The sequence below is a fragment of the Bacillus sp. RC242 genome (assembly GCF_044908245.1).
Taxonomy (GTDB): domain Bacteria; phylum Bacillota; class Bacilli; order Bacillales; family Bacillaceae_G; genus Bacillus_A; species Bacillus_A mycoides.
The window spans coordinates 56,428-79,374 of sequence record NZ_JBIYCZ010000019.1 but is presented as its reverse complement, the minus strand read 5'-3'; the positions used below and the strand labels follow the sequence as shown (position 1 = coordinate 79,374).

Genomic DNA, 22,947 nt, shown 5'->3' with positions numbered 1-22,947 from the left:
ATTATCCTTTCAAATTAGGATCCAGCTGGTGCTTTTGCGTTTCCAATTCCATTTGAACCAGAATTCACTTTTGGCGTTTGTGTAGTAGATGATTTTGACGTATTTGAATCTGGCGTCACTTTAGTTGAACTGTTCGGCTGTTGCTTATTCAAATCCACTTTCTTTGAAGAATCATTATTACTACTAGTGCCACCGTAATACCCACCGCCACCACTTCTTCGCTCATCCTTTTCACGGTATGGGATAATATTATTTGCATATGGTTTCTTTGTAAGATTTGGTTTCGCAGTATTATACATATTCGACGTCTTACTTGCTAATAAATATCCAGCAACGAACGGAAGTATTGGCAAATGGGAACTCTCATTATTAAATGAAGCGGGTGAATTATTATCTCTACATAATTCTTCTTTTTCTATATTTCCTGTCGTTGGCGCTTTATCATCACAATTTAATTTTTCTTGTTCGCTTTCTTGCTTCGTACCATCTGTTTTTACCGCACTACTTTCTTTTTGTGCACTCTCTTCATCATTATCAGCACATCCTGTTAATAAAAAAGATGACACTCCTATTGAAGCTGCAATTTTCACAAATTTGCTTTTATCCATTCTCATGTGTTATGCACCTAATTTCTATTTATCTATATTTTTCCAATTATCTTTATTATATACTGTAAATATCATTTTTTTCAAACTAAACTAAATATGTAAAATTACATATTTCACATACTTTTCAGCTGTTCATTCTCGAGATAGCAATGAAATCTTTCCACCCCTGGATGTTTTTCTCCTAGACTTTTAATCTTAAACTTACACTTTTTATAAAATCCGACTGCCTCTGTATCTGTCTCAGCCTCAATATATGTTAACTCATATTCCCTAATTATTTCTTTAATCATTTGAAGTGCAATTCCTTGATTGCGATATTTTTCATCAACAGCTATGTGACACATTCTCGCTCTATTTGTATGAATTAGCACTATACCTATGCAACCCTTATTCCCATATTTATATAGCACTGCCTGATTATTTTTATACATTGAAACTGCTTTAAATAAGCTTGCTTCACTCGGACCGGTCGCATGCTTTAATACTTTTTTAATGGGATCTATTTCTAAATGCTCAACACGTTGTAACATCCTATCTCCATCCTTTCTCATGAAAAAAGATTAGCTCTTTATTGAAAAAGAGCTAATCTCATTACGCCGTTATTTTCTCTTCTTTTTTCACAACTACAGCTACATAACTATGAAGTATCATTCCGACAATTACAAGACTCATTCCAACCCACGATAAAGAAGACGGAATTGGAGCCGATAACCAGATCAGCTCTCCTACTAATACAAATAAAACTTCACCAGACTGTGTCGCCTCGACTGTTGCTAATTTTTGCGGATCATCTTTTACAAGATCTGTCGCAAAGAAGAATAATACCGTTGCGATTAACCCTGAACTAACTGCTACAATAAAACATTGGAAAACTTGACTACTTGACGGTAGTCCGCCTGTTGATACTTCATAACCAGATAGTAAAAACCAAAATGGTAAACTTGCTAATGTCATACCGAGAACTCGTTGGAAGACATCTAATTCGCCCTTACATACTTGCATCATTTTTCTATTTCCAAGTGGATATGCAAACGCAGCAATGAGTACAGGAACCACACATAAAATGGTTTCACGAATCCCTAAAGAAGAAGCGTGTTCTACTTGCATAAGAACAACACCGAATAAAATAATGCCTGACATTACTAATTCTTTCATTGGAATTTTTTTATGTAATGGGTCTACCGCAAAAAATGGTGTTAACAAAATCCCTGCAACTATTGTAATTTGCCAAGTCGAAGCGACAAGCCACCCCGGTCCAAACGCACCCGCGAAACTAAGCGGTGCATAAAAGAGACCAAACCCTACAATACTCCATAACAACCACTCTTTCGGATTGTTTTTCATATATTGCAAGAGTTGTTTTAAATTCCCCCTATACATGACAATAAGTAATAGCATTGGAACCATAAAGTAATACCGTAGTGATGCACTCCAAATCCAACTCCCGCCCCCTAAGTCCATCGACCGGTTTAACACAAAGGTAAAGGCAAAGAAAAATGATGCCAATATCCCTATTACAATAGCTTTCATTTTAAAACCCCTTGTTTAGTTTCTTGTTATACGATACAACAAAATGAATATAATTAAAATTCGCAATTCTTATTATATATGTATTCTTTAAAGAAACAACACCATATTTTCATCATCACTATACACACCATTCATTTTTAAAGCTCTCTTTTCAATTCCATAAGTTTTAAAGCCCATTGATCCGTATAATTTTTTTGCTGGTTCGTTTGTGGATACAACACCTAAGTTCAATTGCTCTAGTTTTATATCTCGCGCTCTTTGAATGGCATTTGTTATTAACTCACGTGCCAATCCGTTCCGCCTGTTTTGTGCATCTACATACATCGCAACGATATGACCTTTATGTTTATACGCCTCTCTCTCTTCTGTTAGTAAAGTGACAACTCCAACTAAATGATTTTCTTCATTAAATGCACCAAATGTACAACTAGTAGTAGCTGTTAAATTACTTTCCACTCTCTTAATAGGATTTTCCTGGCGAATCGCCTCTTCATACGTTGTTACAAATGCCTCTGGATTTACTTGTAAAGCTTGTAAACGTAAGTCCCAATATTTTTCCGCATCTTCTTTCGTAAGTAATCGAATCATATTTATCCTGCCCCTTTAAGTTAACATAATATTTTTATAAGCTACTATTTAAAGATTGGTATTCTTCTCTTAACATACTATAGCGATAACGATGAATGAACTTCCCTTTACGTAACCGATCATTTCTCATTATTCCTTCACAAACAAATCCTACTTTTTCATAACTCTTTCTAGCTTGTAAATTATCTTCGTCTACTCGTAGCCAAATTTTTTCTAATTTGAATTCAGAAAAACCGATTTGTAACATACTGTATAGGGCTGCTATTCCATATCCTTTACCCCAATATTCTTTATTTCCAATTGCAATCCCTAGTTCAGCATTTTTATTTGTATTATCAAAGTTTTTTAGGTTTACCCATCCAATGTGTATACCTTCCTTTGTAGCGATAGCTCGTTGTTCATAACCATTCGCTCGACTTATGCATGTTTCAATCCACCTTCTCGTATCGCCACGAGTGAACGGTGGATATTGATCTGGTACAACTAAATGTTTTGTTACTTCTGTATCTAATGACCATTGATATCGATCTTCTACATCGTCTTGTGTCAATTCTCTTAATTGAACGAATGGTACATTCATTTTGATATCCCCTTTTCATTTCCCGATAGAAAACCCTTCAAAAACTCTTCCTCCATACTGCTCTAACGTATTTTCTATAAAACTAATTAATTCATTTTTATCTCCTGTTTTATAAAAATGATCAAAAACTGCTACAAATTGGTCTGCATATTGTTCGTCATATCTTTTTAATACTCTAATAAACCATTTTGAATTTCCAAGCCATTGACCATTTACCCTTAAAACATATTCATGTACTAAATCAGCTAATAAATTTGCGATGAACAATTCTTCTTCTCTCTTTGTTGCACCAATGAAGTCATCCAAAGTATCCGTAATAAAATAGCGTTTCTGCTTCATCGTTTCTTCTGTCCATTTTTCTGGTCCTTTATTTAATAAATCATTCGCTTCTCTTTTGAGTATTTTTACAATTTCATCTTCTCCTTTTAACACAATACCTTCTGAAACTAATTGAGGTAATGAAGGTCGTCCGCGCTCACAATCACTTTTGAAAAAGGTTTTATACGTTTCAAAATTATGTACGAATACTTCAACAGGCCAACCATTACTATAGAAAGATTCTCTATAACAAGATGACAAACTTTGGTCAAATATTACAATATCAAGGTCAGATGTTTTCGTAGCTTCTCCTCTAGCAACACTTCCCCCTAGTAAAGCAACATCACAATTCGAAAATTGTGATGTAATAATACTTTGTGCCGCTTCAATTGGTTTCATAATCTTATCCCTTCTTATTTTACTTTCTTCTTTTCAGCTCTTTCTCGTGTCTTTTTAATATAGGATTCTGCATTTGGTGTTTTGCATGACGTTTCACCGTGATCAACTTCTACTTTTCCAATTTCACGTGAGATTTTAATTGCTTGTTGTTCCAAACTTTCATTTCGAACCCCTACCGCAATTAAAGCTCTATTCATCGCTTCTCTTTTACGATTTTTTTCATTATGTATATGAACTTTAATCTCTTCTAAATACGGTAAGAAAAAGTCATCGTCTAACGTTTTATTTTTTATTGCGATATTCGCTAATAATGACCAACCAGCTCTTCCAATCCATTCATCATCAGACTTCGTCCATTCTTCCATTCTTTCTATCACGATTGGCGACGTACATATAGCTGTCATAAGAACGTCCATTAAACAATAATAATCAACATCCTGAACCCATCTATTTAGTTGTTCTGACGTTAGTTTCTTCGGATCTAAAATCATCGTTGCTAAAGTCATTGCATCCATATTTTTCGTTTCCCATAATGAGATTGCTAAATCATGATCCTTTTTTATCTTCTTTTTCAACAATTTTAAATTTGCAAAACTAACTCCAAATAACGGCTCTTTTGCCCCATGATTTTTAAAGATTTTACGGTTTTGTTCCGTTCCACATTCTTCCAGTTTCTGCATTACTTCTTCAAGTAACATAGGTCCACCTCTTTTATATATTTTGTTGCCTTCACATATGTATGTACGATATATTCTACATTATTTTTTGGTTTTCCTATATTTATTTTTTAAATACGGTATGTGAAATTTTATTGATGTTCTTTAAAACAAAAAACATCCTCTTCCTTATTTTGCACACGGTTGTTCATTCACACTCTGTATACAATACTCCACAAGCGCATTCAACGGATTTATTATGTTCCTTCCTATTATATTTTCTACCCTTGTAGCAGCGTCTACCATCGATAATTGTGCAACTGAAAGCATTTCGTTTCTATCTTTCATAATTTCATATAAATACTTTTCTAATTTAACATCATGCTCTTCTTTACGACCTTGCATAATTAACTCAAATATCCCTTCTATCACTTCTACTTTTACTTGTATGGATTTATTATTCTGCCGAGCGTATTGTTTTAAACGTTCCATCGTTCCTGAAACCGTACGATTATTTGTAAAAAGTATTGTTTGTGGCTCTTCAACATGACAAATCATTTCAAAAAATGGCTCATCAATTTTCAATATAGGTATGTCTATTTTGAAATTCTCATCTAATAGCGTAATATAATCTGTACAAGTTAATAAAAGTGTATCTACATCACTTTTGGCTATATACTTTATAATATCTTTTAAATTATTCCGTGCTTGTTCTTTTTCAAAATCACAATCTTTTTTTAATATGCGTGATAAGATGGGATCTACAAAATGGAGTATTTCGATTCCAAAAGATTGCAACGCTCGGTCAATGTATTCAATATTTGAATGATGAGCATGTAAACAAGCTAATTTTTTCATACTTATCCTCCCTTTCTAAAACAAAAAACATGAATGAACCATTTTACATGCAGTTCCATACATTCAATTCTTGTTTCATTTTTTTAAACCTGCAAAACGTTGAAATCTTGCATATTTTTTTACAAACTTTCTTACGCTTGTAAAAAAGTTTTTTTGCATTTCCCCCTCTAAAATTGCTAATATAGTAGAGTAGAACTTTTATAGAGAGAAGGAAAATTATGCGCAATGGAATTCGGATGACAACTTTAATGAAAAGGGCTCTGTTGATATGCGTCGGGGTATTGTTTACATACGAAGCTGCTTATGGATCAACACATACTGCTCTAGCAAGTACAGAGGATGAAACTAAATCTGTTCAACTTGTAAGTGAAATTCAAACATCCCTAGCACCAAAAGAAGCTCCAAAACACTATAATGGGCAGGTTAGAAAAGTTGCTTACTTAACATTTGATGATGGTCCTGGAAAATACACAGCTGAGCTTTTAGATATGTTAAAAAGTGAAAATGCAAAAGCAACATTCTTCCTAATTGGTTCAAACGTGAAAGCTTTCCCTGATCTTGTAAAACGTGAAAATGCTGAAGGCCACTATGTTGGGATGCACAGTATGACTCATAACTACAAGAAGCTGTACACAGAAGGTCATTACGTTGATGAAATGAAAGAAGACCAAGGCTTAATCGCTGGTGTTCTAGGAAAATCACCAGTATTAACACGCCCTGCTTACGGCTCAATGCCAGGATTAAATGAAGCCCTTCGCAACAAAGTTGTAGAAAATGGTTTAAAAGTTTGGGACTGGACAATTGATTCATTAGACTGGAAATACAACAAAATGCCAGTAGACGCTGCATCTGCTAAAATCGTAGAAAACGTTCTACATGGTGCTACAAACCCAACAGAAGTTATTCTAATGCACGATATTCATCCACAATCAGTTAAAGCAGTACCTGGAATTATTAAAGGGCTGAAAGAAAGAGGATATGAATTAGAAGCCTATAATGAGAACGAACACTTCCCATTAAACTTCTGGCATGATAATCGTATGTAATAAAAAGACTTGATTCCCTCTTGTAGGTTATCAAGTCTTTTTTTATCGTTTTGGGAATTTCCTTTGTTGCTCTTCAATAGAACGAATAATATTCTCCCTATCCTCTTGAGTTATACCGATAGAAAATTCGTATTCTTCTTCCTTACACCATGTGGGGTTAAGTTCCAGCGATAAGCGAATAACAATGTTAAGCTCCCCTGCTTTTCCCCCCATAAATTCAAACGCTAAATTTGGTTCTATGAAATCTAGTTCATTATATGTAGGGTTTGGTAAAGATTCAAACCATTTTATCATGTACTGTAAATCGTATGTTTGTAAAAAAGGATCCATCGTTTCAAAAACTTTATTTTCTTCTGATAGTTTCGCTTTTACTCTTAACCAATTTCTATCACACTCGTCTTTTGCATCTGCATATTGGTAATTTACAACCTCTAAATGTAATGATATTTTTTCATTTTTAAAATTCATGCATAGACTCCTTTTATTTACCCTATTTTGAAAATATACTTTTCTGTTTCAATATTGATCCTCAAGGAAAATCAAAAGATTTTACAAACAATCATAACACATTTTTTTCAAACCAATCCCTATTTCTTTTATTCAAATCCCCTCACTTTCTTACACTTTAATATTTAAATAAAAAGACTTGAATTCATAATTAGAATTCAAGTCTTTTTATGCTCTATTATTTAGAAAACATTCCCTAGCAATTTCGCAATTTCACTAATTAAAATACCAACAACAGCAAAGTCGGAATCACCGAATGTTGTATTTTCAAATCCTAATCCACCTAATATAGGTAATAATATAGCTGGTAGGAATGAGATTAATAATCCATTTACAAAAGCTCCAAGTATTGCTCCTCGTCTTCCTCCAGTTGCATTTCCAAATACAGCAGCTGTTGCCCCTGTGAAGAAATGAGGGATTAATCCTGGCACTATTACACTTAATCCGATAAACGGAAGAATAAACATAGATAGTAATCCAGCAATAAAACTTGTTAAAAAGCCAATAATAACTGCATTTGGCGCGAATGGGAAGATTGTTGGACAATCTAATGCTGGTTTGGCATTTGGTACAAGTTTATCTGCTATCCCTTTAAATGCAGGGACAATTTCTGCAATCAACATACGGACACCAGCTAGAATAATATATACACCCGCAGCGAATGTAATTGCTTGCATGAATGAATACACGAGATAATTTTGTCCGTTACTTAATTCTGTTTCGATAAAGTTTTTCCCAGCAAATGGTGCAACAATAAAGAATAACACAGCCATTGTTAATGACATAGAAACTGATGTATCACGTAAAAACCCTAATGACTTCGGTACTTTAATTTGTTCTGTAGATTTTTCCTTATTTCCAAATTTACTACCAACAAATCCTGCTGCTAAATACCCAACTGAACCGAAATGGCCAATTGCGATATCATCCATTCCCGTAATTTTTCTAACATACGGTTGAAGTAGAGCTGGAAAAATGACCATAAGTAATCCTAAAATAATAGACCCACTAATAACTAGTGAAGCGCCTTTCATCCCTGTAGTTGAAAATACAGCTGAAATTAAACATGCCATGAATAAGGTATGATGACCAGTTAAAAATACATATTTAAATCTTGTAAATCGTGCAATTAGTAAATTAGCAATCATCCCAAATACCATAATTAATGCCGTTTCTGTTCCTAAAGTTTGCTGTGCTATCGCAACAACAGCTTCGTTATTTGGAATAATCCCTTTAATATGAAATGCTTTATCAAATATTTTACCAAAAACATCTAAAGCCCCTATTAATATAGTGGCTCCGCCTCCTAAAACGACGAAGCCCATAATTGTTTTTAATGTTCCTGAAACTGTATCTGCAAAATTCTTTTTTTGCAATAGTAAACCACACATAGCAAACAATCCAACTAATATTGCAGGCTGTCCCAAAATATCTTTCATTATTAAATCAAACATAGCACTACTCCCCTTTCACCGTTTCTACATCAGGTGTTTTTGTAATGCTTCTTTAATTTCATTTAAATCTAGAATGTTTGTTAATCCAGCAACTGTGCGAGTACCATCTTCAAGGTTGCAAATGATATCTTTCGCACCTAAATATAGATCTGCTTGTTCTGATTTACTTGATGCTAAATCCGTATGAGAAACTTCAGCTTGCATACCAAGTTCAGTTAATATTTTCTTTACATTCATTTCTATAATAAAACTACTTCCTAATCCATTTCCACATACAACTAATACTTTTTTCATTTCAATCTCCCCTTTAATTAGAATATTTAGCTATCATTTCTAGCATTTTATCTTTTGAATTTGAATGCATTAACATTTCTATGTTCGTTGGTTCAGATAACATCTCACTTAATTGTGCCAATGCCTTCAAATGTGTCTCGTTATCTATAGCTGCTAATACAATAATTAAATTTACAGCATGCTCTTGTTTTTCTGAAAATAACACACCCTCTTTTAGTTGTAATAAACTCATCCCTAATTTTTTGACACCTGCTTCTGGACGAGCATGAGGTATAGCGATTTTAGGTGCAATTACAATATACGGGCCTAACTTCTTTACATTCGCAATCATTTCAGAAATATATTCTTCAGAAATATGTCCACTTTGTAATAAAGGTTCCGACGCAACACGAATTGCTTCCTCCCACGTCTCAACGTGATTCTCAAGCTCTATAAATTCTCTAGTTAATAGCTCGTTTAACATAGGCTTATATTTCTCCTCCTTATCAATATGTACCGGACCACTCATAAACTCTCTCAATTCATTTTTCAAAGATTTTTCATCTAAAATGTCTGTGTATTTTTGGATAATACCCATCATCATATCAACTGAATCATTTTGATTTTCGCCATATAAAGCTACATTGACTTTTCGTAGTAACGATGCTTTTTCGGAATCGGTCAAAATTGGATTTACCATAAAGATAGGAATTTTCCCCTTCTCCAGTTCAGTTGTAGTAATAATACAATCTACATCAAATGTATTTGATTCATATTCCCGCTTTGAAATGGCTTTTAAAATATCTACACTTGAAAACACTTGCTCTAATTGGTACTGCAACATACGTGATGTACCAATACCATTTGGACAAACAAGTAGCGCGGTTTTTCTTGGGCTGGGAACGATTCCCTCTTTCCTCATCCAAGCACCAAAGTGCATAGTAATATATGCCATTTCATCATCTGAAACTATTTTTCCAACATATTCTTCAAAATGATGAATTACTTTTTTTGTAAGAGTATATACTTCTTCATAATTTTGCTGGATTGTATAAAGTAATGGATTTTCTATTTCAATCCCGTACTTTACACGATAATATGCCGGTTTCATATGCAGATATAGGTCTGAAGCAAGTCCTTTAAAATCTTGAAATATAACACAAGCATAATGTTGAAAATCCTTTATCATATACCCGACCATTGAATGTATTCCATCAATCTCACTTTTTTCAAAGTCTTTTTGTTGAGCATTTACTTTTGCTCCTAACAAATGAGTCGTAATATAATAAATTTCATCTATTGGAAAACCCACGAAAAATACTCTTTCAAACTGTTTTGCAATATATTTTGCTGCTTCAAATTGTTTTGTTTCTCTTAGTACATCCTTTTCAGCATCTTCCATCTCAACACATTTTCCATTTACAATACGATTGCGGAATAAATACATGTAAACGCTTAAACTTTCAAGTACCTCATCTGTGTACTGGACCCCTAAAAGCTCTTCACAATTTGATAAAATATTTTTTATTATAAGAAGTTCCTCGTGATCTTTATTACCTTTTACATTTTTATTATCATTCGTAATATATTTCACATGCGATATTAAATATTCCCATCCATGCTTTGAAATTATTTGTGAAAGATTTAAGATTAATATATTTCGTTTTCCATGTTCATTCCCTATAATATTGTAGCCATGTTTACGATTAAAGTTTAATGCGAGCTTAAACTTCACTAACTCTGCTTTTATTTTTTTTAAGTCAGCAAGAGCAGTATTACGACTGACTTGCACAAGTTCTATTAAGTCTTCTAATAGAATCCTTTTCTCCATTGTTAGTATATAAAGAACCAGCAATATTTTTCGTTCATGTGGAGAATATTCATATTGGTTTGTTGTAAATCCATTTAACTTTTTTATCACTCTTTGCTTCGTTTCATTATCAAAACAGTAGCCTAAAGGGCGAATATATTCATATGAATTTAAATCCTCTGCAACTAACCAATCTTCTATTTTCTTCATATCATAATAAATTGTTCGCTTTGAAACTTGTATGACTTCCATTAATTGAGATACAGAAACATAGCTATCCGCTTGAATAATTTGCTGTAAAATACTTATACTTCGATTATCTAATATCATATATGATATACACCCTTTCTATACTTGTTCTTAAATAGAATTGCAAGTATAGATACTAACTTTGCAAAATTAGAGTTTGAAATCGCTTTCTATTAATATCTTATCTTGTATCTCTTCTAAAATTAAGTCCAAATTCTTGTTTATGCACAGTGCAATGATTGTACTTTCATTTAAAAATTTTACTATATACATGCGGCATATGAAATTATACAATACGATTTTTTATTTTAAAGACAATTTGTCAATCTAAGTGCGACAGTTCTTCCTGAAACCCTTCATGGGCAGTTTTCTGTATGAAGTAAGTGATGTGATAACTTCTACTTTATACGAAGCGATATGGGCTTTTTTCTTTAGGTGTCGCACTTAATAATACAATGTGTCGATACATAAAATATTTTTAACTCATTACCCTCTGTACATGAAATAAATTTGATTTGCAATATAATCTGAACTAAAGTGAAGTCCATTCCTTATCCACCACATGATAATACCTACCAATGAAGCTGTTTTAATATCAACCGCAACATAATCATTAGGCAAACCCTTTTTCTTATTCTCTCTTCTCGTTTCTATTAACTCTTTTAAAAATAAAAATAGTTGCTCCTCAAATTGATTCATTTTAAATAATATAAATAAATAATTTCGGTGGATATATAAATAATCAAGTAATTGTGTTAGCTTTTGTTTTTCTGATAAATCTTTTGCATGTATTAAATCGGTTATTTTATTTGAAAGTTCATTTGAAATCTCATTCGTGATTTGGTCTAGTAAATCTTGAATATCTTGATAATGTAAGTAAAAGGTTGTTCGGTTTAATCCTGCTTTTGTTGCGACTTTCTGAACCGTTAAACTTGAAATACTAGGATTCTCACATAGGAGAGAAAAAACAGCATTTTTAAACATTTCTCTTGAACGAACTGTACTAGGATCTTCTTTTTTAGGTGTAGACATTTTGAAACTCCTTTATAGATTTTCTCTTTACTTACTCGACAGTGCATACCTTCTATGTCGAGTAGTGAACATTTTCAACAAAACTGTTCATGGTCAAAGAAAATTTATTTTGTTACCATTAATTTTATCGACACAATGTCGATAAATCAAGACAACAATGAAGGAGTTTACCAATGCAAAAGGAAATATCAGAAAGAAATAAAAAAATTATATTAATTGTGCTCATTTCCGGTTGTTTTTTATCAACATTAAATCAGACGCTATTAAATGTAGCGATGAGTAATCTAATGGAAGTATTTGATGTTACGGCCGCTACAGTTCAATGGCTATCAACAGGCTTTATGCTCATAAATGGTGTTCTCGTGCCAATTACGGCATTTTTAATGAAGCGATTTACAACAAGGCAGCTATTTATTAGCTCGATGCTCTCTTTGTTTATTGGGACTGTTCTCTGCGCATGTGCCATGAATTTTGGCATTTTGTTAACAGGAAGAATGATTCAAGCAGTTGGGGCAGGAATTATTATGCCACTAATGATGACAGTTATTTTATATTTATACCCTAGTGAAAAGCGTGGCAGTATTATGGGAACCATCGGTTTCGCCATAATTTTCGCGCCAGCCATCGCTCCACCATTATCTGGCTTTATTATTGAATATGTATCATGGAGATGGTTATTTATTGGATTAGCTCCATTTGTATTAATCGTTATTATTCTCGCGCTAAAATATTTAATGAATGTTGCTGAGACAACAAAAGCAAAATTAGATATCGTAAGTGTCATTTTATCAACGATTGGCTTTGGTTGTATTATATTTGGATTTAGTAGTGCAGGAAGTAAAGGATGGGATCATCCAGTTGTTATTACTACAATTATCATCGGAATAATTGTTACAACCCTATTCTGTTTACGTCAAATAAAGTCTAGCGATCCACTATTAAATTTATCCGTATTTAAATATAAAATTTTCACTCTTACATCAGTCATTAACGTACTCATTACGATGATTATGTATGCTGATTTAATTCTTTTACCGATTTACTTGCAAAATGGACGAGGTTTTACTGCTTTTGAATCAGGTTTACTTCTATTACCTGGAGCTGTGATTAATGCCTTCTTATCACCTATCACAGGTAAAATGTTTGATAAATATGGGGCGAAACCACTCTTTATTACAGGTTTAATATGTATCATTATATCTATGTGGGGTGTAATTGATTTGACCGAATCCACCACTTATATGTATTTAATGGTTCGTACCATTATTCTACGTATTGGACTAAGTTTCATTTCGATGCCTTTAAATACAGCAGGTTTAAACGCTTTACCAAGAGAACTGGGTTCACATGGTTCTGCAGTGAATAATACCGTACGTCAATTAGCAGGTGCTATTGGAACAGCAGTTATTATCACGGTATACACAATTCAATCAACTTCACATGCTTCGCAGTTATCTAGTGAAAATGGAAACATTTCAGTTATGCAAGTAAAGAAATTATCTTCTATCTTCAGCTCAAGTGATGCCTACGTATTTATGTTAGTCTTATCTTTTGTAGCTTTGATTATCGCATGTTTCATGCCTAAAAAAGTAGCACTCCAAAAATCTGAAAGTAAATCTTAAAACAAAAAATCCTACTCGTTTTCTATACGAGTAGGATTTTTTGTTATTTATTTTGTTTCCCCGTCTTCAGTCGTCTTCACCTTCGTTTTATTTTTATCACGATGGTTATAGTTGTACTTAGAACGCTCTACTGGAGTGAAGCCTTCTGGTGTGTAGAATCGTAATAAGTCGCCGTTAACAACTTGGTCAGAGTATTTTAGTGATTTTTGAACCATTTGTTCATTTTGTTTTATTTCGTCTGTAAATTCTACTGGATTTCCAGTCGCTGTATCATAGTATTTGCCGTTCAGTGCAGTCACTGTTGGACTTACATAGTTACCGTTACGGAAAGGAACGACTTGTTTATGATCTGGCGATAATAAATCTGATCCGAATTGGACATAATTCTTTGTATCTGTACCTAGTAAGTGTAATAAAGTTGGAAGAACGTCAATTTCTCCGCCATATTGATGTTGTATGCCGCCTTTCATTCCTGGTACGCGAATGATTAATGGTACACGTTGTAATTGAGCATTTTCAAATGAGTTCATTTCTTTACCCATTATTTGAGACATTGCTGCGCCATGATTATCTGAAATACCGTAATGGTCACCGTACATAACGATAATTGAGTTATCGTATAAACCAGATTGTTTCAAGTAATCCATGAAGCCTTTTACAGATTCATCTAAATAACGTGCTGTTTGGAAATACGTATCTACAGATGAATCACCTGTTTTCGCTGGTTCAATTGTCGCTTCCGCTTTATCAATTGGATAAGGGAAATGGTTCGATAACGTAATAAATTTTGAATAGAACGGTTGTTTTAACGTTTGTAATAATGGAATGGATTCATTAAAGAACGGTTTATCTTTTAACCCATAGTTTACTACATCTTTTTCGTTCATATCATAGTATGACGCATCAAAGAATTTATTAAAACCAAACGATTTATAAATTTCATCACGGTTCCAGAACGTTTTGTAGTTACCGTGGAACACTGCTGATGTGTATCCTTGTTGACCTAAAATAGCTGGTGCTGATTGATACGTGTTATTAGCTTTATTTGTAAAAACAGATCCTTGCGGTAATCCAAACATTGAGTTCTCTAACATGAACTCCGCATCAGATGTTTTACCTTGTCCTGTTTGATGGAAGAAGTTATCAAAGTATAACGTATTCGCATCTTTTGTAAATGAGTTTAAGAATGGTGTAACCTCTTGACCATTTAGCTTGTAGTTTAGTAAAAAGTTTTGGAATGACTCTAAATGAATATAAATTACGTTCATTCCTTTTCCTTTACCAAAATACTCAGGATTTGGACTTGCATAAGTTGATGTAAGATAGTTTCTAACTTCTGTCATATTATCTCCATCCGCTAATGCTCGTTCTGTTGATGCTTTCGCACTTTGAATACCATCATAAATCGTAAAGTTGTACGCCCCTAAATATTTCACGATATAATTGCGGTCAAATGTTCTTGTTAACAATTCAGGACGGTCAGATTCTGCCAGACCTAAGTTAACGCTAAAGAATAAAATACCTGCTACAAATACTAGCGATAATTTATGCTTCGCAACACGGATTGGTTTAGGATTTACAAATTTCGTTGCGACTAAAACAATTAAAATGATTGTATCTAAGAAATATAGTGGGTCATATAAGTGTAGCAATGCAAAAATACTACCACCTAAATCTCCAAAGTTATTCGTTTGTGTTAATGTCGGGAACGTAATAAAGTCGCTGAAAAAGCGATAATATACTACGTTGGCATATAAAAGTATAGACATTAGCAAATTAATAATAATTAACCAAATGTAAGCTCGTTTCCCTTTCGCGAATAGTGCGAGCCCTAAAAATAGAACTGCTGAGCTTAACGGGTTGAAAAACAGTAAGAACTTTTGGATTGTGTTCGATATCCCTAAATTAAATTCTGTCACATATGCTGCATATGTTTTTAACCAAAGTAAAATAACGGCAAATACGAAAAATCCAAAATGATTACTTAATACTCGTTTACTCTTTAATAAAAATTGTTGCATCTCTCCACCTCTTTTGATCATCCAAGGCTTATTTTATATAAGTCTGTCTCTCTATTTAATTTTTCTTCTTCAAATAGATTTTATTTGTTTAACTATATGAAGAATATTAGTAATTATAATTTGTAGCTTTTATTTATTCAACTATTTCTTTTTAAACATTTTGACTTTGGTTTCTATTTTACAAAATACATTTGTAACATTTCCTGTTTTCTCCCAGGGGCCCATCCACTAATTATGACTCCACAAACTATAATCCTTTATTTCCTCATTTGCAAACTAATCTATCTCCAATTTTGGTACATTCATGTAAACTACCCAATTTCATAAAATAAAAAGTGTAGTTTGGGCAATTTGCTCAAACTACACTTTTTCGACTACCGTTTATCATCCTTTGTAGCTATTCCCTCTTCTTTTAAACAACTCTTTAAGTCCCATGAACATTACATTCCAACCATGTTCAGAGCCATCATGACACCCCTCTAAAGCTTTTTCAACATCATATTTTGTCCAATCTTCTTCATGAGCAACGATTATATTTTGTGAAAATATCATTTTAAACCCTTGTTGTTTCTCTTTTATTTCAACTGTGTTTTTATCTAATAATTCACTAAACTGCGGCGTTTTTAATGTAAATACTAATTTTTTTTAGGACGATTCATTTCGATATATTCCCCAATTGCTCGATAATCTTTTCCGCCACGATGATCAATAATTTCCCAACTCCCTCCTACTTCAGGAGTATTTCCCGTTACTTTATCCGTCCCTTCCAATGTAAAAAACCATTTCTTCATCATTTCAGGGTTTATCCACGCTTCAAAAATTTCTTACCTTCGCTAATGTTATTTTTGAATAATTATTCATTTTAATCCTTCCCCCACTTTATATTAAAACGAATATTTGTTTACTTAAAAAACCCCCGCTCTCATAAAAGAGAGCGGGGGTTTTAATCATTCATTATTGACCTTTGTACATTGCATCAACTTGTTTTTGAAGTTCTTCATTTTCTAAGAACTCATCATACGTCGCTACCTTATCAACTACACCGTTTGGCGTTACTTCGATAATACGGTTTGCAATTGTTTGTACGAACTGATGGTCATGAGAAGTGAATAGTAATGTTCCTTTAAATGTGATTAAACCGTTGTTTAATGCTGTAATAGACTCAAGGTCTAAATGGTTCGTTGGATCATCTAATGTTAATACGTTTGCACCGCTTAACATCATTTTAGATAACATACAACGAACTTTTTCTCCTCCAGATAAAACAGAAACGTTTTTCTTTACTTCTTCACCAGAGAATAGCATACGGCCTAAGAAACCACGTAAGAAACTTTCTGATTCATCTTGTGGAGAGAACTGACGTAACCAATCAATTAAAGTGTAATCACTGTTCTCGAAGTACTCAGAGTTATCTCTTGGGAAATGAGCTTGAGATGTTGTTACACCCCATTTGAATGAACCGCTATCTGGCTCCATTTCACCCATAAGAATTTTAAATAATGTTGTCATTGCAATATCGTTACGGCCGATAAATGCAACTTTATCACCTTTATTTAAAGTGAAGTTCACATTATCTAATACTTTTTCTCCGTCGATTGTTTTAGAAATACCTTCAACCGTTAATAAGTCATTTCCTACTTCACGCTCTGGTGTGAAACCAACGAACGGATAACGACGTGATGACGGTCTAATATCATCTAATGTAATTTTATCTAATAATTTTTTACGAGAAGTTGCTTGCTTCGCTTTAGATGCGTTTGAGCTAAAGCGCGCAATAAAGTTTTGTAACTCTTTTACTTTCTCTTCTTTTTTCTTGTTAGAATCTTGCGTTAGTTTTAATGCTAATTGGCTTGACTCATACCAGAAGTCATAGTTACCAACGTATAATTGAATTTTACCGAAATCAAGATCAGCCATGTGCGTACATACTTTATTTAAGAAGTGACGGTCATGGGATACAACGATAACTGTATTATCAAAGTTCATTAAGAAGTTTTCTAACCATTGAATCGCTTTTAAGTCCAAATGGTTGGTAGGCTCATCTAGTAATAGAATGTCAGGTTGACCGAATAAAGCTTGAGCAAGTAATACTTTTACTTTCTCTGCCCCTGTTAATTCAGACATCTTTTTATCATGAATATCTTCGCCGATACCTAATCCTTTTAGAAGGATTGCAGCTTCTGACTCAGCTTCCCAACCGTTTAGCTCAGCGAACTCACCTTCAAGTTCTGCAGCACGCATGCCATCTTCATCACTAAAGTCTTCTTTCATGTAAATTGCATTTTTCTCTTGCATTACTTTATAAAGACGTGTGTGACCCATCATTACTGTTTCTAGTGCAGGGAACTCTTCATATTCGAAGTGATTCTGTTTTAATACTGCTAGACGCTCACCTGGCGTAATATGTATGTCACCTGTTGATTGGTCAATTTCTCCAGATAAAATCTTTAGAAATGTTGATTTACCAGCACCGTTTGCTCCAATTAAACCATAGCAATTACCTGGCGTGAATTTTATGTTAACATCTTCAAATAATTTGCGATCTGCGAAACGCAAACTAACGTTACTTACTGTAATCATTTGTGTCCTCCTACTAATACCGCTTATTTCAGCGTTTTCTCACCGATTGTCTTAAAAAATCGCATATTACGACTCAATTATTGTAGACTATAGCTATTATATAGTAGAAGCTGGATGAATAGCAACGGTTGATTAGCTTTCTACAATGAAATCGAATAGTTTTTATCCATTCCCCTAGTTATTTTTTGTATATCATCGACCTCTTTCTAATATCCCCATTCGCTTCTCATTCTGTAATACATTAGATCATTTTTTCATTTCATATTTTATATACAAAAAACCTGTAGAGAAAACATTCCCTACAGGTTTTTCTTATCTCGTATTTATTATTTTCTCTTTATAACTCTTCAATTTACTCGCCAATCCTATTAAAGCTGGTAACAATATCGGCATTACAATTAAAGCTAATAGCATAAGGGCAATGCCAACAACTAATGCCACTTGTATTAGCGTCAATACTCCTGAAGGGATTAATGCAGCAAATGTTCCGCCTAAAATAAGTGCCGCTGATAATACGACTCCCCCTATGTGACGAGATGCATTTACAATTTTCGTTACTGAATTCCCTTCTAGCTCATTGTATCGCATCATTACGAAAATGCTATAATCCACACCTAGAGCGACAATCATTATAAAGCTAAAGAATGGAACATTCCAGCTTAATGACTCTACGTTTAATAAGTGTGAACTAATTTGTTCACTTATACCAAGTGAAGCAAAGTAAGCTAATATTAATGATCCAATAATAAAGATTGAATTTAAGAATGAGCGTGTAATCACGATTAATACAAGCGAAATCCCTAATAACATAATCGTAGCAGTACGTAAGAAATCTTGCCCGGTTACTTCTTTTAAATCAACGTTTCTAGCTGTTGTCCCGCCGATCGCTTTTTTCACCGATTTTAATTCTGTACCATTTAACGTACCATCTATCGTTTTATTAATCTCTTGTATGATTGGCATCGCTTCTTTTGAATACGGATTTACGTCTAAAATAATTGTCATTTTAGCAATTTTTCTATCATGTGACATGTACGTATTCAATGCTTTTTGGAAATCTTCTCCCGCTAAAACTTCTTTTGGAATATAAAATTTCTCAGAGTTTTTTGATTCATTAAGCTCGCCTAAATATTTCTGAGCATCCCCTAGGCCGTTACTTATCTTTCCAAGCCCTTCTGTACTTTTAGATAAGCCTGATTGTAATTGCCCCATCTTTTCTTGCAAATCTTTAAGCCCTGTTAAAAGTTGCCCTTGCCCATCGTTTATTTTCGTTAATCCGGATTGTAACTCAGTTGATTTGTTCGCAATTTGTTTTGAACCTGTAGCCCCTTCGCTCAATCCTTTGTTCAGCTCAGCAGCTCCTTTTTGTAACTTGGTAACTCCATTGTTCATTTCTTTTAAACCGTTATCTACTTTCAGTAACGATTGATTCGCTTCTTTAAACGAATTCATCGCTGCTTTATGCTGCACCGCCAATTGATTTAATTCTTTTGAAAGTCCAGTTAATTGTTTTTGAGCTTCTTTAGCAATTCCTAATGTTTGCTGCACATTAGGATCATTTGCTAATTCTGGTTTTGTTTGAATGAAATTGTTCATTAACGTTTCAATTTGTTCATATCCTTTTTTCGCACCATCAATCGCTTGAGAAATACTTCCGAAATATTGATTGTACGAACTTAAACCTTTTTCTAACTGAGCATAGCCAGCATGAAGCTGCGAAGTTGCATTTGACAGGGCATTGATATTTCCGTTTAATGATGCTACCCCATCCTCTATTTGCTTCGCCCCTTGTGCTCCATTGTTTATTCCATTCGATAATTGATTTAAAGCTGTCCCTAATGCTGATACGCCATTTTTCGCTTCATTTGTTCCATCAATTAACTTTTGAACATTTGCGAGACTATTTGAGTCATTCCCATCCATCTTATCTTTCGCATCAGTTAATCCATCATTAATTTCCTTTATACCACCATTGGCATCTCCTAAGCCTGTATTCAATTCTCCGGCTTGTTTATTTATATATAATTCTTTAATCTTATCTCCAGTTGGACGCGTCGGTGAATATACTTCTGAGACTCCTTTAACTTTCGAGATTTTATCAGTAAGTTCATCTAAATTTTGTAAAGAAGTCGCCTCATCTAACTTTTTATCCGATTGAATGACTAACGTACTTGGTGAAGAAAAACCAGGCGGAAAATGCTCTTCTATTACGTTAATCCCCATTTTTGATTCATATTTATTATCCACTTCAAATAAATCATTGTAATTAAGCGTGTTAGAATATTTTAATACGAATGGAATCGATATCACGAATACGATAATTAAAGCGATAAATGGTCTTGCTACTGAATTTTTCGCAAAGAATCCCCATAAACGACTATCCTCATGTCCTTTAAATGTTTTAACTGGATAAAACATTCCTTTTCCTAAAAGCACCATGAAAAATGGATTTAAAGTGGTTAATACGAGTAGTAGTACTGCGACACCAATTGCTACCGCTGAAGTAGATTGATATAATTTAAAACTCGCTAAAGCAAGAGATGCAAAGCCAATTAGTACTGCTATCCCGCTATATAAAACGGTTTTACCTGCCGATTTAAACGTTTCTTTCGTAGCCAAAAATGCATTTTCTTGTTTACTTAATTCTTCTTTAAATCTTGTATATAATAAAATGTTATAGTCTGTTCCCACTCCAAACAGGACGACTACTACAAACACTTGCGTAAAGTTTGAAAACGGAAAATTAAATTGATCTACAAGATGGGCAATACTCCCCATTGAAATTAAATACGAAACACCAACTGTAAGAAGAGAAATAATCGGAACAACTGGTGAACGGAATACAATGATTAATACTACAAGAATGAAAATGATCGAAATAACTTCTGTCTTTTTCACGCCCTCTTGAGAGGATGTAAGAAAATCACCCGCTATTAAATCACTTCCTGTTAAGTACGTTGTAACTCCTTTCGTTTGTACTTTTTTATGAAGATTATTTGCAATTTTTGATATTTTACCATGTTTTTTATCTACCGATATTTGCGTTAAAATAGTCGTATTATCTTTAGAAACTAATTGTTTCTCCAGTTCTTTATTATCTAAATGTGAAACGACTTCCTTAATTCCTAATTGCTCTTTTTCATTTTGCAGGGCGTTAATCGTTTTTGTTATTTCCTCTTTTTGCTCATTTGTTAAAGCCTTCTTACTTCCACTATTAAAGACAGCTATAATTTCATACTTTTCAGCCCCTTCTTTATCCATCTCCTTTATCATCTTGTCAGCAATACTGCTTTGTTCTGTATTAGGAATCGTGATTTGCCCTTTTTCCTTCACTAACTGATCCATATTAGGCATCGTTACGACCATTGCAATAGTAATAACTATCCATAATAGAAAAGATAAACTTCTCCAACTTTTTAGCTTGCTCATTTGAATCATCTCCTGTTATTAGAGTTTCATTCCCTATTTTTGAAAATATCATTTAGGAATGAACGTTCATTCCTATTATCCTATTAAATTATTTTTCAATTCTATCAAATCACTCCCTGCGGAATGAATATTCATTCCTTTAACTGTACAGATATATCATCTCCTGTAATCGTTTTTTATATTTATTTAGGAATGAATGTTCATTCCTGTCCTTATAAAGCTATAGAATCAAATGATTCTAATAGCATTCCAAGAGCTCTCTTCCAATTCTTTTACTAATTCTTTTGAGTATTCTAATTGCCCTGTCGCCATTACTTTTATTAATTTTTCAAGCGGTTGATATACAATAATAATTAAAGCAATTATAGGCAATGGACGAAGAAAACCTTTTTCGATTCCATCTTCAATAATATTCATAAAGAAGCCTATAAAATCATCAAATATTTTCTTACTCTGTTCATCAAGAAAATAACTATCACAGTGAGAATTTGTAAAAAGAAAAGCATTCACATTGTTTCTCGCAAATTCAAATAAACGGTTATACGTATGACTAAACTGTTCACGAATATTTGCTTCAACAGGAAAATCAGTTTTTATTGTTTCAGATAGCTGTAGCATACTTTTGGTAAATAATGAGTTAACGAGTGCCTCTTTATTTTCAAAATAGCGATAAATAGTACCCGCGCCAACTTTTGCTTTTTCAGCGATCATCGGAATTGTCGTACCATCGTAACCACGCTCTGCGAATAATTGTATAGCCGCTTCAAAAATGTCTTCTTGTTTATTTTTAGCCATTTTTCTCACCTCAATTTCCAGGAATGAAAATTCATTCCGTTTTTAATTATAAATTACATGAATTAAAAGTCAAGTGTGTAAATACGCTATTGAAACATTTATCAAATAACACACTCAATTAAGATATTAATACATTTTTTGCGTTATCCCATCAAAAAATTTCTTTGTATCATCATGACTTAAAACCCTCAATACATCTTGTACCTTAAAAAATTGAACTTGACTTATTTCATTATCTTTTGGATGTAAATCTATTCTGTCACCTATATATTCTACATAAAACATAGTAGTTTCTTGCTCTTCATATCCAATTTTCATTTTGAGTTCTTCAGGAAAGCCAAAGCAAATTTTATCTTCAAATTGTTTTATAACTTTAAACTTTGTAGATCCAGTTTCTTCTTCCAGCTCTCTCAAAATAGCACTCTCTAAATCATTATCTGTATGTTTCACTCCACCTTTAGGAAAATCCCATTCCCCCTTTGACATAGCATATTCTCCATCTATGTCGCTAATTTTCACCTTATGTACCAATAAAAATTCACTGTGTTGGAATACGACCGCACCTACGGCTTGCCTAATCATTTTACTTTTC

The 22,947-nt window shown here is 33.4% G+C and carries 22 protein-coding genes; 2 read left to right on the top strand and 20 right to left on the bottom strand.

Translation table 11 applies throughout. The features are described from left to right. Positions 1-14: 14 nt before the first annotated feature. The 8 genes from ABH957_RS26135 to ABH957_RS26100 all read right to left on the bottom strand — a co-directional run bounded on the left by ABH957_RS26135 (position 15) and on the right by ABH957_RS26100 (position 5,537). Positions 15-614 carry a hypothetical protein gene (locus tag ABH957_RS26135; protein ID WP_404453480.1) on the bottom strand — a complete coding sequence of 200 codons (600 nt, stop codon included), beginning with the start codon at positions 612-614 and terminating at the stop codon, positions 15-17. Positions 615-721: 107 nt separating this feature from the next. Then, positions 722-1,138 (bottom strand): GNAT family N-acetyltransferase, encoded by a 417-nt coding sequence (locus tag ABH957_RS26130; RefSeq protein ID WP_113937526.1) that lies wholly within the window; start codon positions 1,136-1,138, stop codon positions 722-724. 61 nt (positions 1,139-1,199) lie between these two features. Then, a complete protein-coding gene (locus ABH957_RS26125) occupies positions 1,200-2,138 on the bottom strand; it encodes a DMT family transporter (protein ID WP_404490892.1) in 939 nt (312 codons plus the stop codon). 87 nt (positions 2,139-2,225) lie between these two features. Next, the gene (locus ABH957_RS26120; RefSeq protein WP_113937528.1) at positions 2,226-2,726 is read right to left on the bottom strand and encodes a GNAT family N-acetyltransferase; all 501 of its coding nucleotides are present in this window, start codon (positions 2,724-2,726) and stop codon (positions 2,226-2,228) included. Between the two features lie 34 nt (positions 2,727-2,760). Continuing rightward, positions 2,761-3,306, bottom strand: coding sequence for a GNAT family N-acetyltransferase (locus tag ABH957_RS26115; protein WP_404453476.1), 546 nt, complete (start codon positions 3,304-3,306; stop codon positions 2,761-2,763). Between the two features lie 15 nt (positions 3,307-3,321). Further along, a complete protein-coding gene (locus ABH957_RS26110; RefSeq protein WP_113937530.1) occupies positions 3,322-4,023 on the bottom strand; it encodes a nucleotidyltransferase domain-containing protein in 702 nt (233 codons plus the stop codon). A gap of 14 nt (positions 4,024-4,037) precedes the next feature. Continuing rightward, positions 4,038-4,721: a DNA alkylation repair protein gene (locus ABH957_RS26105; RefSeq protein WP_404490891.1), complete on the bottom strand. Its 684-nt coding sequence runs from the start codon at positions 4,719-4,721 to the stop codon at positions 4,038-4,040. 147 nt (positions 4,722-4,868) lie between these two features. Further along, on the bottom strand, positions 4,869-5,537 hold the full coding sequence (locus tag ABH957_RS26100) for a hypothetical protein (RefSeq protein ID WP_113937532.1): 669 nt from the start codon (positions 5,535-5,537) through the stop codon (positions 4,869-4,871). Positions 5,538-5,755: 218 nt separating this feature from the next. Between ABH957_RS26100 and ABH957_RS26095 the strand changes: the two genes are divergently transcribed. Next, positions 5,756-6,583, top strand: a complete 828-nt coding sequence (locus tag ABH957_RS26095; RefSeq protein ID WP_113937533.1) for a peptidoglycan-N-acetylglucosamine deacetylase — start codon at positions 5,756-5,758, stop codon at positions 6,581-6,583. 42 nt (positions 6,584-6,625) lie between these two features. On the opposite strand, the gene ABH957_RS26090 is transcribed toward ABH957_RS26095, so the two are convergent. The 5 genes from ABH957_RS26090 to ABH957_RS26070 all read right to left on the bottom strand — a co-directional run bounded on the left by ABH957_RS26090 (position 6,626) and on the right by ABH957_RS26070 (position 11,908). Next, positions 6,626-7,051, bottom strand: a complete 426-nt coding sequence (locus ABH957_RS26090; RefSeq protein WP_404512533.1) for a WapI family immunity protein — start codon at positions 7,049-7,051, stop codon at positions 6,626-6,628. A 221-nt stretch (positions 7,052-7,272) separates the two neighbouring features. Continuing rightward, entirely contained in the window at positions 7,273-8,544 is a 1,272-nt protein-coding gene (locus ABH957_RS26085) for a PTS ascorbate transporter subunit IIC (RefSeq protein ID WP_000459912.1), read from the bottom strand. A 24-nt stretch (positions 8,545-8,568) separates the two neighbouring features. Then, entirely contained in the window at positions 8,569-8,838 is a 270-nt protein-coding gene (locus ABH957_RS26080; RefSeq protein WP_000757313.1) for a PTS sugar transporter subunit IIB, read from the bottom strand. 13 nt (positions 8,839-8,851) lie between these two features. Next, positions 8,852-10,957, bottom strand: coding sequence for a BglG family transcription antiterminator (locus ABH957_RS26075; protein ID WP_404453461.1), 2,106 nt, complete (start codon positions 10,955-10,957; stop codon positions 8,852-8,854). A 405-nt stretch (positions 10,958-11,362) separates the two neighbouring features. Next, complete coding sequence (locus ABH957_RS26070; protein WP_404512531.1) at positions 11,363-11,908, bottom strand: TetR/AcrR family transcriptional regulator; 546 nt, start codon at positions 11,906-11,908, stop codon at positions 11,363-11,365. A gap of 173 nt (positions 11,909-12,081) precedes the next feature. Here ABH957_RS26070 and ABH957_RS26065 point away from each other — a divergent pair, with 173 nt between their 5' ends. Then, a complete protein-coding gene (locus ABH957_RS26065; RefSeq protein WP_404453455.1) occupies positions 12,082-13,530 on the top strand; it encodes a DHA2 family efflux MFS transporter permease subunit in 1,449 nt (482 codons plus the stop codon). A gap of 47 nt (positions 13,531-13,577) precedes the next feature. Here ABH957_RS26065 and ltaS read toward each other — a convergent pair whose 3' ends face one another. From ltaS to ABH957_RS26030, 7 genes are all read right to left on the bottom strand, one after another. Further along, positions 13,578-15,551, bottom strand: a complete 1,974-nt coding sequence (ltaS, locus tag ABH957_RS26060; RefSeq protein ID WP_113937537.1) for a lipoteichoic acid synthase — start codon at positions 15,549-15,551, stop codon at positions 13,578-13,580. 384 nt (positions 15,552-15,935) lie between these two features. Further along, on the bottom strand, positions 15,936-16,103 hold the full coding sequence (locus tag ABH957_RS26055) for an ATPase (RefSeq protein ID WP_404447110.1): 168 nt from the start codon (positions 16,101-16,103) through the stop codon (positions 15,936-15,938). A gap of 83 nt (positions 16,104-16,186) precedes the next feature. Next, on the bottom strand, positions 16,187-16,345 hold the full coding sequence (locus tag ABH957_RS26050) for an SRPBCC family protein (RefSeq protein ID WP_002084908.1): 159 nt from the start codon (positions 16,343-16,345) through the stop codon (positions 16,187-16,189). Between the two features lie 160 nt (positions 16,346-16,505). Continuing rightward, a complete protein-coding gene (locus tag ABH957_RS26045) occupies positions 16,506-18,131 on the bottom strand; it encodes an ABC-F family ATP-binding cassette domain-containing protein (protein WP_002013447.1) in 1,626 nt (541 codons plus the stop codon). Positions 18,132-18,443: 312 nt separating this feature from the next. After that, a complete protein-coding gene (locus ABH957_RS26040) occupies positions 18,444-21,560 on the bottom strand; it encodes an MMPL family transporter (RefSeq protein ID WP_404512529.1) in 3,117 nt (1,038 codons plus the stop codon). 228 nt (positions 21,561-21,788) lie between these two features. Continuing rightward, positions 21,789-22,355: a TetR/AcrR family transcriptional regulator gene (locus ABH957_RS26035; RefSeq protein ID WP_002084903.1), complete on the bottom strand. Its 567-nt coding sequence runs from the start codon at positions 22,353-22,355 to the stop codon at positions 21,789-21,791. 126 nt (positions 22,356-22,481) lie between these two features. Next, positions 22,482-22,937, bottom strand: coding sequence for an NUDIX domain-containing protein (locus ABH957_RS26030; protein ID WP_404453445.1), 456 nt, complete (start codon positions 22,935-22,937; stop codon positions 22,482-22,484). Between the last annotated feature and the right edge of the window lie 10 nt (positions 22,938-22,947).